Annotated in this window: 15 protein-coding genes; 11 read left to right on the top strand and 4 right to left on the bottom strand. The window is 24.4% G+C overall.

What is annotated here, in order from left to right:
* The first annotated feature begins 50 nt into the window (after positions 1-50).
* The 3 genes from ABWV63_RS01260 (at position 51) to ABWV63_RS01250 (ending at position 2,392) form a co-directional block, all read left to right on the top strand.
* Positions 51-917: an IS256 family transposase gene (locus ABWV63_RS01260; RefSeq protein ID WP_353306496.1), complete on the top strand. Its 867-nt coding sequence runs from the start codon at positions 51-53 to the stop codon at positions 915-917.
* Positions 918-1,003: 86 nt separating this feature from the next.
* Positions 1,004-1,870 carry an IS256 family transposase gene (locus tag ABWV63_RS01255; protein WP_353306495.1) on the top strand — a complete coding sequence of 289 codons (867 nt, stop codon included), beginning with the start codon at positions 1,004-1,006 and terminating at the stop codon, positions 1,868-1,870.
* A gap of 255 nt (positions 1,871-2,125) precedes the next feature.
* Positions 2,126-2,392 (top strand): transposase, encoded by a 267-nt coding sequence (locus ABWV63_RS01250; RefSeq protein WP_353307140.1) that lies wholly within the window; start codon positions 2,126-2,128, stop codon positions 2,390-2,392.
* Positions 2,393-2,494: 102 nt separating this feature from the next.
* Here ABWV63_RS01250 and ABWV63_RS01245 read toward each other — a convergent pair whose 3' ends face one another.
* Both ABWV63_RS01245 and ABWV63_RS01240 read right to left on the bottom strand, forming a co-directional pair.
* Positions 2,495-2,905, bottom strand: coding sequence for a hypothetical protein (locus ABWV63_RS01245; RefSeq protein ID WP_353306494.1), 411 nt, complete (start codon positions 2,903-2,905; stop codon positions 2,495-2,497).
* Positions 2,906-3,418: 513 nt separating this feature from the next.
* Complete coding sequence (locus ABWV63_RS01240; protein WP_353306493.1) at positions 3,419-4,279, bottom strand: ribonuclease HIII; 861 nt, start codon at positions 4,277-4,279, stop codon at positions 3,419-3,421.
* A gap of 131 nt (positions 4,280-4,410) precedes the next feature.
* On the opposite strand from ABWV63_RS01240, the gene acpS reads away from it, so the two are divergent.
* The 6 genes from acpS (at position 4,411) to ABWV63_RS01210 (ending at position 9,663) form a co-directional block, all read left to right on the top strand.
* The gene (gene acpS, locus ABWV63_RS01235) at positions 4,411-4,734 is read left to right on the top strand and encodes a holo-ACP synthase (RefSeq protein ID WP_353306492.1); all 324 of its coding nucleotides are present in this window, start codon (positions 4,411-4,413) and stop codon (positions 4,732-4,734) included.
* A gap of 25 nt (positions 4,735-4,759) precedes the next feature.
* Positions 4,760-6,067 carry a thymidine phosphorylase gene (locus tag ABWV63_RS01230; RefSeq protein ID WP_353306491.1) on the top strand — a complete coding sequence of 436 codons (1,308 nt, stop codon included), beginning with the start codon at positions 4,760-4,762 and terminating at the stop codon, positions 6,065-6,067.
* A 74-nt stretch (positions 6,068-6,141) separates the two neighbouring features.
* On the top strand, positions 6,142-7,452 hold the full coding sequence (locus ABWV63_RS01225; protein WP_353306490.1) for a hypothetical protein: 1,311 nt from the start codon (positions 6,142-6,144) through the stop codon (positions 7,450-7,452).
* 154 nt (positions 7,453-7,606) lie between these two features.
* Positions 7,607-8,359: a segregation/condensation protein A gene (locus ABWV63_RS01220; protein WP_353306489.1), complete on the top strand. Its 753-nt coding sequence runs from the start codon at positions 7,607-7,609 to the stop codon at positions 8,357-8,359.
* Positions 8,352-8,933: an SMC-Scp complex subunit ScpB gene (gene scpB, locus ABWV63_RS01215; RefSeq protein ID WP_353306488.1), complete on the top strand. Its 582-nt coding sequence runs from the start codon at positions 8,352-8,354 to the stop codon at positions 8,931-8,933. The genes ABWV63_RS01220 and scpB overlap by 8 nt, the downstream gene beginning before the upstream one ends.
* The gene (locus tag ABWV63_RS01210; RefSeq protein WP_353306487.1) at positions 8,896-9,663 is read left to right on the top strand and encodes a pseudouridine synthase; all 768 of its coding nucleotides are present in this window, start codon (positions 8,896-8,898) and stop codon (positions 9,661-9,663) included. Before scpB ends, ABWV63_RS01210 begins: the two co-directional genes overlap by 38 nt.
* A 69-nt stretch (positions 9,664-9,732) precedes the next feature.
* Here the strand turns inward: ABWV63_RS01210 and ABWV63_RS01205 are convergent, their stop codons facing one another.
* A complete protein-coding gene (locus ABWV63_RS01205) occupies positions 9,733-10,971 on the bottom strand; it encodes an IS256 family transposase (protein ID WP_353306486.1) in 1,239 nt (412 codons plus the stop codon).
* A gap of 93 nt (positions 10,972-11,064) precedes the next feature.
* Positions 11,065-11,541, bottom strand: coding sequence for a hypothetical protein (locus tag ABWV63_RS01200; protein ID WP_353306485.1), 477 nt, complete (start codon positions 11,539-11,541; stop codon positions 11,065-11,067).
* Positions 11,542-12,172: 631 nt separating this feature from the next.
* On the opposite strand from ABWV63_RS01200, the gene ABWV63_RS01195 reads away from it, so the two are divergent.
* Both ABWV63_RS01195 and ABWV63_RS01190 read left to right on the top strand, forming a co-directional pair.
* The gene (locus ABWV63_RS01195) at positions 12,173-12,529 is read left to right on the top strand and encodes an IS630 transposase-related protein (RefSeq protein WP_353306484.1); all 357 of its coding nucleotides are present in this window, start codon (positions 12,173-12,175) and stop codon (positions 12,527-12,529) included.
* A gap of 40 nt (positions 12,530-12,569) precedes the next feature.
* Positions 12,570-13,058, top strand: coding sequence for an IS630 family transposase (locus ABWV63_RS01190; protein WP_353306483.1), 489 nt, complete (start codon positions 12,570-12,572; stop codon positions 13,056-13,058).
* Positions 13,059-13,221: the final 163 nt, after the last annotated feature.

Genomic DNA, 13,221 nt, shown 5'->3' with positions numbered 1-13,221 from the left:
CTCGATTTGATGGTTTTGATCAACAAGTTCTTTAATTATATGCCAAAGGCATGACTTTATCAGATATTAGAATGCAGTTACAATATTTATATCATGGTACTGATATTAGTGAAAGTGTTATTAGTCAAATTACTGATGATGTTATTGATGATGTTAAAGCATGACAAAATCGGCCATTAGAAAGTGTTTATCCGATTGTTTATTTTGATTGTATAGTAGTTAAAGTACGACAAGATAAACGCATTATTAACAAATCAGTTCATATAGCACTAGGAGTTGATTTAGAAGGTAAAAAAGATGTTTTAGGTTTATGAATTAGTGAAAATGAATGTTCTAAGTTTTGATTATCTAATTTCACAGAAATGAAAAATCGAGGCTTAAATGATATTCTTATTGCTTGTAGTGAAAATTTAACAGGAATGTCAGAAGCAATACAATCAGTTTATCCTAAAACCAAACATCAATTATGCATAGTTCATCAAATTAGAAATAGTTTAAAATATGTTTCATACAAACATAGAAAATCACTAGTTACAGATTTAAAACCAATTTATAGTGCATGTAGCGAAGAACAAGCAATGCAAGCTTTAGAATATTTTGAAAGTAAATGAAATAAACAATATCCTCAAATTGCTAAATCATGATATAAAAATTGAGATAATTTAATGGTTTTTATTAGTTATCCTGCAGAAATCAAAAGAGTGATTTATACAACAAATGCTATTGAATCTGTTAATAGTCAATTACGAAAAGTTATTAGAAATAAAAAATTTTTTCCAAATGATATGGCAGTTTTTAAAATATTTTACTTAGCAATTGAAAATATAACAAAAAAATGAACACTTCCCATTCAAAATTGAAATACAGCAATTGCTCATTTTATGATAAAATTTGAAGATATAATTAATCTAAACTAGTAACTTTGTAAAAAGATACACAGAGTTTTAAAAAGCCTCGATTTGATGGTTTTGATCAACAAGTTATTTCATTATATGCCAAAGGCATGACTTTATCAGATATTAGAATGCAGTTGCAAAAGTTATATCATGGTACTGATATTAGTGAAAGTGTTATTAGTCAAATTACTGATGATGTTATGGATGATGTTAAAGCATGACAAAATCGGCCATTAGAAAGTGTTTATCCGATTGTTTATTTTGATTGTATAGTAGTTAAAGTACGACAAGATAAACGCATTATTAACAAATCAGTTCATATAGCACTAGGAGTTGATTTAGAAGGTAAAAAAGATGTTTTAGGTTTATGAATTAGTGAAAATGAATGTTCTAAGTTTTGATTATCTAATTTCACAGAAATGAAAAATCGAGGCTTAAATGATATTCTTATTGCTTGTAGTGAAAATTTAACAGGAATGTCAGAAGCAATACAATTAGTTTATCCTAAAACCAAACATCAATTATGCATAGTTCATCAAATTAGAAATAGTTTAAAATATGTTTCATACAAACATAGAAAATCACTAGTTACAGATTTAAAACCAATTTATAGTGCATGTAGCGAAGAACAAGCAATGCAAGCTTTAGAATATTTTGAAAGTAAATGAAATAAACAATATCCTCAAATTGCTAAATCATGATATAAAAATTGAGATAATTTAATGGTTTTTATTAGTTATCCTGCAGAAATCAAAAGAGTGATTTATACAACAAATGCTATTGAATCTGTTAATAGTCAATTACGAAAAGTTATTAGAAATAAAAAAGTTTTTCCAAATGATATGGCAGTTTTTAAAATATTTTACTTAGCAATTGAAAATATAACAAAAAAATGAACAACGCCCATTCAAAATTGAAATACAGCAATCGATCATTTTATGATAAAATTTGAAGATAGAATTAATCTAAACTAGTAACTTTGTAAAAAGATACACAGATTTTTAAAAAGCCTCGAAGATTTAGTATATATTGATGAATCTGGAATTGATGATAATGAATTTTATAAATATGGTTGATCTGAAAAAAGTAAAAGATTATTTGATAATAAATCAGCATATAAAATAAAAAGAATGAGTATAATTAGTTCACTAAATAAAGGCAAATTAAAAGCCCTATGAGCATTTGAAGGACATTGCAACAGTAAAATTTTTTAATCATATGTAAAAAATATACTAATTCCAGTATTAAAGCCTGGACAAATTATAGTTTTAGATAATGCAACGTTTCATAAATCTAAATTAACACAACAATTAATTGAAAATGCTGGATGCAAACTATTATTTCTTCCACCATATTCTCCTAATTTAAATCCAATTGAACATTTTTGATTTGCTATAAAACATAATATAAGAAAAATATTACCAAATTATTGACCAAATATTAAAAAAGCTATTGATTTTGTTTTTCAAGATATGAATAAACATTACTTTAGTTAGCTATAATACCATAACATAATTTTGTCAGTTTCAAAATATAGCATCAATATAATCTTGGGATGTATGTTCTTTACCATCAATGGGAAAATTAGAAACTACTCTTTATAAATTTTTACCAGTAAGTCCAATATAAATTTCTAATAATCCTAAAAATTTATATGCAATATTTCTTATTATTCCTGGTTTTGTTTGATCAATAAAATTTTGTATTATTGTTAAATATTTATATAATTTTAATAAAATATTTAAATCTCTATTATTAGAATATTCTTTAAATAATTTTAATTGTTCATTAAGTGCGTTGGTATTTGTTATAAATTTATTAAGATTATTAATAGTTTTTATAGTAATACCTTCTAAGAATTGATCTTCGAGTGATAATTTTCTTTCTTTTTTTTGAAAAATTTTTAAATCTAAATTATCATCAATATATTTATCAATATCATTGTATTCTTTTTTATATATTTCTATTGTATTTCTATTAAAGTTTATTTTTAATAATTCTAAAATCACTATAATTACCGTTCCGTTTTTTTCAACAAATGTTAGTTTTTGTCAGTATTGATTGTTATTAATGGTAATAGTGCTTTCGTTAAAAAAAAGTTAAACTATCAAAGTTATTTCTAATTTGGGTTTCATATTTTCAATTTCCATTATTATCAAGAATTTTTTGTGTTGTCCCTCCATAAAGACTACTACAATTTATTCAATTATTTTCTTCACTATCTTCTATTTTGATAATTGTACTTGAATTATTAAGACTTTCAGTACTACTTGAATTACTATTATTTATAGAAGGTTGTTGATGAGCAACTCCATAATTACTATGTTGATTTTTTTCTAATAAAGCTTTTTTTCTTCATTTGGCATTTTATTTTCTCCTTTAAGTATAAAATTCCTATTTTGTTTATAAAAACAAAATAGGAATTAAAAATATATCTGATTTGGATTATATCATTTATTTAATAGTTTTTAAATAAAAAATATCTTTTTATATATAGTTAATAAAAATTAAGTTTTAATTATTTATTTAAAAAATTCAGTAAATGATTTTTTGCTATGACGTTCAAGAAATTTATTAAATTCAATTGTTTTTTCGTTTTTAATTTTTTCTAAAAATATATTAACTTCTTTTCCAGTACCTAATGGAATTGTATTAGTGTCAATACCTTTTATTTTTTTAATTTCTTCTAAAAATAAATAACGACTAATAATAGTACTACAAGCGATAGCTAAATACTTACTTTCTGCATTAGTAACAAATTGAACTTTATCTTTAATAATTTTATTACGATTATCTTTCATATTTTCAATGTATTTATAATATGTATCTTCATTAATATATTGATCAATAACTATAGTATCATATTGAATTCTATGTTGTAACATACGAACTAATGCTTGATTTTCTCCTCATGTTTTAATAATATTGGGGCTATAACCCGCATCAATTCATTGATTATATTTACGATTGTTAATGATTACTGACTCAAAAATAATTGTTTTCATAATATCTTGTGCTAATTCAATAAATTTACTTTGTGATAAGTCTTTATAATCGCGAATATTAAGTAAACGTAATTTTTCTAAATTACCCGAACCAATATAAGAACTAATAATAACAAGTGGACCAAAAAAATTATTAATACCAAATTCAGCATTGCCAATGACTGGCGATTGATTTTCATCAAGTTGATTTCAAATACTGCGATATTCTGCAATAATATCCTCTTTAGTACCTTTAAAAATAACTTTTTCTTGATAAATTTCAATTGTTATATTATGATATTGAAATAATTCATAACTACTATTTTTATTATCAACTTTATAGTTTTGGTAGTGTTCTTTAATTAATGATTTTTGTTTTTGATTTAAGTAAAATGTCATTAATATACCACCATCTTTTCAAAATTTATTTGATTTATTGAAATTAATATCACACTTTCTTTCATATTAATTATATAATAAAAACAAGGATTTTAGTGTTTTAACCTTTTATTTTATATAAGGAGTTAACAATGCGTAGTGTAGGTATAGATATTATTGAAGTAAATCGAATAGAAAATATTGAAGAACTTGCTAAAAGAATTTTAAGTAAAAAAGAAATTATACTTTTTAATCAATATTCTTTACAACGTCAACAGGAATTTTTGGCAGGAAGATGAGCATTAAAAGAAGCAATTTTTAAGGCATTACCACAAGAAAAGTTAACATTTAAAAATATTGATATTAGCTATAATCAATATAATCAACCAATAACTATCGTTAAGAACTATCAATTACTTTTATCTTTATCACATAATGAAACTAATGCAATTGCAATTGCAATTGTTATTTCATAAAAAGAAAGTAAGGTGTTTTATTAAAATGTATATGATCGATTTAATTTCTAAAAAGAAATTAGGACAAAGTTTAAATAAAGAAGAACTAAAATTTTTAACAGAAGGTATTGCCAATGAAACAATACCAGACTATCAAATTAGTGCTTGAGCAATGGCTGTTTATTTTCAGGGAATGACTAATGATGAATTAGTAGAATATACAAAAGCTATTATTAATAGTGGTGAAACCATGGATTTATCACAAATTACTGGTTTTAGTATTGATAAACATTCAACTGGTGGAGTTGGTGATAAAACTAGTTTAGTATTTGGTCCAATAGCTGCTGCTTGTGGATTAAAGATTGCAAAAATTTCTGGAAGAGGATTGGGCATTACTGGTGGTACTATTGATAAACTGGAAATAATTCCAAATTTTAAATGTGATTTAGCAATATCAGATTTTATTAAAGTTGTTAATAAAGTTGGTATGAGTATTATTAGTCAAACTAGTAATTTAGTGCCTGCTGATAAAAAATTATATGCATTACGTGATGTTTCAGGAACAGTTGATTCATTACCATTAATTGCCGCTAGTGTTATGTCTAAAAAAATAGCAATGGGCGCTGATTTAATTTTACTAGACATTAAATGCGGAAAAGGTGCCTTTGTTCAGGATATAATAACTGCAAGAGAGTTAGCAAAATTAATGGTACATATTGGTAAAACTTTTAATAAAAAAATTTATGCTATTATTAGTGATATGACTAAGCCTTTAGGACGAACAATTGGTAATGCACTAGAATTACAAGAAGTTATTTTAAGTTTAAAAAATAAAGGACCAGAAGATTTGAAAATTCTTGTTAGTAATTTAGTAGCTTTAGCCTTATTAGGAGCTAAAAAGGTAAAAACCTTAAAAGAGGGTATTGATAAAGTTAATGCTATGTTTACTAGTGAAAAACCACTACAAATTTTTTATGATTTTGTTAAAAGTCAAGGTGGAGACACTAAATATCTTGATAATATTGATAAATTACCACCAGTTAAATATATTATTAAAGTTAAGGCGCAATTATCGGGCTATTTAGATTTTACTAATAATTATGCTTTAGGTGAATTATCAGTAATATTAGGAGCAGGAAGAACTACGAAAAATGATATCATTGATCCAGTGGCAGGAATTTATTTAAAACAAATTCATGGTCAAAAAGTTGAAAAAAATATTGTAATTATGGAACTCCATACTAATAAAGATCAACATTTCCATCAACAATTTTTAGATTTGGCAATTTCTACATTTCAGATTACTAATAAAAAATACGATATTAAACCAATAATTTTAGAAATAATAATGTAATTTAGTTTAAAATTGTTTATAATGTTACAGTATTTTAAAAATATTAATTAAATGAAATGATAAGGAGCGTTTTTGTGAAATCTTTATTAAAATTACTGGGCACACTTGCTTTAGCAACAACACCAGTTGTAACAGTTGTTGCTTGTGATAGTGAAAATAATCAAATGATTCCAAGGGATATTCTTAATTTTGCTGCCTCTTTTGTTACTGATAGTAGTCTGAAAATTAAAGATGATCTTAATTTATCAGATGATACCAATATAGGAGAAATGAAAGGTAAAATTTTTAGCGAATTAGATACTTCTGTGCAAACCGCCATTGGTAACTTTTTTTCTAATAAACTTAAAGAAAGTACCAATGAACATCCAACAAATTGATATCATCCTGATGCACATGTCAAAATTATGGACTATGTTCCCAAAAAAGATAATGATAATGATAAAAAGGAAAAAGCTAATTTTGTTTTACCAACCGGTAGTGAATTAGTCAATGGTTATTTATGAGTAAAAACGGAAATCTCTTATTTAACTTTACCATCAGTTACTAAAGATATTAAAATTACAATTAATAATGATACAAGTCATACTAGTGATCAAAAAAAAGCAGATGCGATTAGAGACTTTATTAAAGAAGAAATTACTAAAGGTAATCTAAATATTAATGTTGAAAATTTACCAATAACTGGAAAAATTGATGCACATTCAAAAGAAGATATTGCTAGAACTCAGTTATCATATATCAAACAAAATTTAAATGTCGCTATTAAAGATAAAGTTCAATATTCTGATTTAGGTTTAGGTTTTTTATTTTCAGGTGATTTTTCAAATGATGCTAAATCAACTTTATTTAAAATGACAAACCCAACGATTACTAATAATGATGATAAATCAATTGTATTCAATGGTAATGTTAGTAATATTAATATTGATTTCTTAATTGGTAATGATGGTAAATCTACTTTTAATACTGGTGATATTGAAAGTAAAAATACTATTAAGATTAGCCAAAATTTTGTTGATGCAACAACACAAATTTCAAAAATATTTTCTGAGTGAACAGTTGATACAGTACAGGAATTACCAAAAGCTTCAGACAAGTATTCAGATTATGACAAAGATGGAAAAATAAAAAAACAAGTTATAACAAATGGTTATTTTGCTAATATTAATAAAATTTATAGTATTCTTGTTCCCGAATGAAATGATAGTGTAATAACTATTACTAATCCCGAAAGTGGATTTAATATTAATCCTAACGAAAAAAATGGTTATTTTAATTTAAACTTTAAATTAGAATATGACCTAACGGGAATATTACCAGATACATCATCAAAATTTGAAATAAATGTTGAAAATATTCATATTACGTTACGTGAAGTTAAATAATAATATTTAAATATATAATAACTTTTAAAACTTATTTTAATCATTAAAAAATTAATAATAAGTTTTTTTATTTATTAAAGATTAATCAAGTACTATTAAATTAAGTTATAATTAATATTAATAAGTATAAAATGATATTGAGGGAACGAGAATAATGTTACAACCAGTAATTACAATTCAATCTTTTCAAGGACCAATGGATTTGCTTTTGCATTTAATTAAAGAAAAAAATATTGATATTTTAGATTTAAATCTAAATGATGTTACTAACCAATATGTTCATTTTATTAATGAAGAATTAATTAAAAACATTGATTTAGTAAGTGAATATTTACCGATTTCTGCTTATTTATTAGAATTGCAATCCAAACAATTATTACCAAAACAAGAACTAGTGGTAGATAGTGCTTATGAAAATGAAGTTAATCGTCAAAAATTAATTGCTCGTTTATTAGAATATAAAAAATTTAAAGAAATAAGTAATTATTTTAAAGAACAGGCTCTATATAGAACCCAATTATTAACAAAAAAACCTAGTGATTTAAAAACATATTTAGTTGATGAAATTACACCAATTTTGGTAAAAAATAATATTAATAAATTAACACAAGCAATGTTAAACTTATTTAATAGACTACAAAATGAAAATAAATTACCAGTTAATTTAGCATTAAACTTAATTTCAGCTGAAGATCGAGCTAAAGAAATTAAACAGTTACTGAAAAAAAACACCAAGCAGCACTTTACTTTAGAACAATTATTTTTTACTAAAGCATTAACTTTACATTATTTTATTATTACTTTTATTGCAATTTTAGATCTTGCAAATCATCAAATTTTACATATTATACAGACTAATACTTTTACTGAAATTACAGTAATTTATCGAGGTGAGAAAAATGAATAATAGCAATTGAAAAACAAACGAAAGATTAGCAGTTTTACAAGGTTTATTATTTATTGTTGGCAATGAAGGCCTTGATTTATTAACACTTGCTGAATATTTAGAATTAACAAAAAAACCAAAGACTGTTGAAAATTTAATTGCGTCTTTACAAATGAAATTAAATGATGATGATACCAGTGGTTTAAGTTTAATTAAAGTTGGTAATATTTATAAATTAACAACAAAACCTATTCATTATAATCGCTATCAAGTATTAAAACAACAACCTTTAATACATTTATCACAAGCAGCTTTAGAAACACTAGCTATTATTGCTTATAATCATCCAGTTACTAAACCACAAATCGAAGATATTCGTGGTGTAAATTGTGATTCTATTATTTTTAAACTAAAAAGTTTAAATTTAATTACTGAGATTGGTCGTAGTGAATTACCAGGAAAACCAATTTTATATGATTTAACTGATGAATTTATGGATCATTTTAATATCGAATCTTTAACTCAATTACCAACTTTGCCTCAATTTAATAACCAAAATGATGAACAAGAAATCTACAACTTTACTAATGAATAATGATTTAGGACGCTTGCAAAAAGCTATTGCTAATTCTGGAGTATGTTCACGACGAAAAGCAGAATTACTAATTATTAATGGGCAAGTAACAGTTAATGGGCAAATTATTACAACGTTAGGTTTTAAAGTTACAAGTAGTGATGTTATTAAAGTTAATAATCAAATTATTAAGCAATCTAATCATATTTATTTAGCATTTTATAAACCACCTAATTGTTTAACAACAGTCAGTGATCCTAAAAATCGACCAACGGTAATGAATTATTTTACTAATATTAATAGTAGAATTTACCCAGTCGGTCGTTTAGATTTTGATACTTCAGGTTTGTTGTTAATGACTAATGATGGTGAATTTACTAATGCTATTATTCATCCTCGTTATAAAATAGATAAGGTATATGAAGTATTGGCAAGTGGTATTTTGTCATCAAATGCTATTAAAAAACTACAAGACGGTATTATTTTATCAACTTCATTTACAACTTCTCCTACTATTGTTAAAATAATTTATAAAAATATAAAAAAAGAAAATACTTTACTACATCTAACCATTCATGAGGGACAAAATCAACAAGTTAAACGTATGATTAAAGCAGCAGGAAGTAGAGTAATTACTTTAAAACGTTTACAAGTTGCTAATATTACTTTAAAAGGTTTAACAATGGGTGAATATCGTTATTTGACAGAAGAAGAAGTAACAAAATTGATGAAATTGAGTCAAAAGAGTTAAAATAAAATAATAATTTATTTTTTAAATATAGAGGCTTTTTAAAAATCTGTGTATCTTTTTACAAAGTTACTAGTTTAAATTAATTCTATCTTCAAATTTTATCATAAAATGAGCAATTGCTGTATTTCAATTTTGAATTGGCAGTGTTCATTTTTTTGTTATATTTTCAATTGCTAAGTAAAATATTTTAAAAACTGCAATATCATTTGGAAAAACTTTTTTATTTCTAATAACTTTTCGTAATTTGCTATTAACAGATTCAATAGCATTTGTTGTATAAATCACTCTTTTGATTTCTGCAGGATAACTAATAAAAACCATTAAATTATCTCAATTTTTATATCATGATTTAGCAATTTGAGGATATTGTTTATTTCATTTACTTTCAAAAGATTCTAAAGCTTGCATTGCTCGTTCTTCACTACATGCACTATAAATTGGTTTTAAATCTGTAACTAGTGATTTTCTATGTTTGTATGAAACATATTTTAAACTATTTCTAATTTGATGAACTATGCATAATTGATGTTCGGTTTTAGGATAAACTGATTGTATTGCTTCTGACATTCCTGTTAAATTGTCACTACAAGCAATAAGAATATCATTTAAGCCTCGATTTTTCATTTCTGTGAAATTAGATAATCAAAACTTAGAACCTTCATTTTTACTAATTCATAAGCCTAAAACATCTTTTTTACCTTCTAAATCAACTCCTAGTACTATATAAACTGATTTGTTAATAATGCGTTTATCTTGTCGTGCTTTAACTACTATACAATCAAAATAAACAATCGGATAAACACTTTCTAATGGCCGATTTTGTCATTCTTTAACATCATCAATAACATCATCAGTAATTTGACTAATAACACTTTCACTAATATCAGCACCATGATATAACTCTTGTAACTGCATTCTAATATCTGATAAAGTCATGCCTTTGGCATATAATGAAAGAACTTGTTGATCAAAACCATCAAATCTTCTTTGTCCTTTTGCGACTATTACTGGCTCAAAATTACTATTAAGATCTCGTGGTACATTAATCTCAATTTTACCTTGTTGAGTTATTAATTTTTTTGAATTTATACCATTGCGAGCATTATCACTATTATTATGTTGATTTTTTTCATATCCTAAATAATTTTGCATTTCATAATTCAACATTTTTTCAACTAATCTTTTTGTTAATTCTTTATATAAACCTCCCCCTTTAAAAACTGTTGTTAAATCTTCAGTATTTTCTAATAATAAATCTACTGCTTTTGATATTGGATCATTATTATTAATATTTTGTTTTTTAGACATACGTAACTCACTCTTTCTATTTATTTAATTTTATTTACTAGAATTAATTAAACATAGTTATTTTTGTAAGTTACACAGATTACTAAACATTACCTAAATATAACAACTTTTTATACTTTCTGGGTTTGTCTTTATATCAAAAACCTTATTTATTTCAATAATATTATCAGCAAAATCGTTTGCTGTTTTTATTTCCTCTTGTAATTTTTTATTTGTAATAATATCATTTTTAAAATTTTTCAGTATTTCAATAAGATTATTTAAGTTTTGAAATTTATTGGCCTCTTTAGCAATAGTGTATTTTTGTTTTTCACAGATTTTAATACTGGTATCTATTCAATTTTGTAATTTTTTTCTTTTTCATTTTTGATTTGAAGTTATTAATGGTGGATTTTGATAATTGTTAATTGCATGATACATGCTTGTGTTAAAAACCATTATTCTTAATCCATTATTACTTAATTCTTGGTGAAAATATTTATTTAAGCTACCTTTATTATTTAAACGATAATTAATAGCATTATGTGTTCCGCGATCTCAATTTTTTATAATTTGTTGAAAAAAACTCAACTTTGTATTATTGGATTTATAGGTCTTTGACTTTGAAGAATAAAACATTTAACACTTCTGAAAATAATACTTTCTGATGTAGCTAGAATTGCTCCTATTAATGAGCATTTAATTTGATTTTCATTTAAGTTAGAATTTGTTAACGATAAAAAATGATTATGTATTGTTTGTCAAGAATAATTATTATGTGCCTGGAGTCCATTACTTGCTACATAACTTCCTACAAAAGGTAAAGATTGGCAAATAATATTTTCTATATTAGGATTTATTAATGTGCTATCTTCAAAATAATAATAAGTTATTTCAAAAGTAAATCCTTGTAGGTATAAAGTTTTTGAACAAAAAAATAATGGCTTTTATCCCTTTATGTACTATTTTTAAATTTTATCACATAAATGGAGATAAAAGCCTATCTAGGAAATTATCCCCACATGTATCTAAATCAAACACAAAATTATAGTTTCAAAACTAGGTATCTTATTGAATTTATATGCAGCTTCTTTTGCGTATATAGCTAACTAAATTAATGTTTACTCATAAATAATGTAAAATAATAATATGTAATTTAAACAGTTTTTGAATTTAAAAGCGCAATTCAGCAATATTTAAAATAGATTAGGAAGATTAAATGATGTCAAAACCATACAGTGAAGACTTACGAAGAAAAGTAATAGAAGCCTATGAAAGTAAAAACATGAAAATTAAAGAAATTTGTAAAGTGTTCAATATTACTAGAAAGACTTTATTCTTATGAAGAAAAAGAAAAAAAACTGGGCATATAAAACCAATTTTGAATTATCAAAAAGGACATAGCCACAAAATAAAGGATTTAGATGAATTAAAAAATTATTTAGCGCAAAATAAAGATGTTACAGTTCAAAAAGTAATTGAAAAATTTGATGATATGACTAAAGAAACAGTTTATAACTGTTTCAAAAAACTAAATTATACATATAAAAAAAACTTTTCTATATGAACAAAGAGATAAGAATAAACAAGAAGATTTTTTAAAAGAAATAACTAAAATAATGAATGAAGATTTAGTATATATTGATGAATCTGGAATTGATGATAATGAATTTTATAAATATGGTTGATCTGAAAAAGGTAAAAGATTATTTGATAATAAACCCGCATATAAAATAAAAAGAATGAGTATAATTAGTTCACTAAATAAAGGTAAATTAAAAGCCCTATGAGCATTTGAAGGACATTGCAACAGTAAAATTTTTGAATCATATGTAAAAAATATACTAATTGTAGTATTAAAGCGTGGACAAATTATAGTTTTAGATAATGCAACGTTTCATAAATCTAAATTAACACAACAATTAATTGAAAATGCTGGATGCAAACTATTATTTATTCCACCATATTCTCCTAATTTAAATCCAATTGAACATTTTTGATTTGCTATAAAACATAATATAAGAAAAATATTACCAAATTATTGACCAAATATTAAAAAAGCGATTGATTTTGTTTTTCAATATATGAGTAAACATTACTTTAGTTAACTATAAATGAATATTGTGTCTTGAAACTTTTATGTGTGTTCGGAAAGTTAGTCGGATGTGTTTTCATGCAGATTCAATCTGGTTTGTATTTACACCTGTTGATGGATGGGTTACACTTTATTGGACACTAATTACGTAGACAAGTGAACAAATTAGTTAAAAG

The organism is Spiroplasma ixodetis (genome assembly GCF_040369795.1).
Taxonomy (GTDB): Bacteria; Bacillota_I; Bacilli_A; order Mycoplasmatales; family VBWQ01; genus Spiroplasma_E; species Spiroplasma_E ixodetis_B.
Note: the sequence above shows the minus strand (reverse complement) of the source record. Positions and strands in the feature narration are given on the sequence as shown.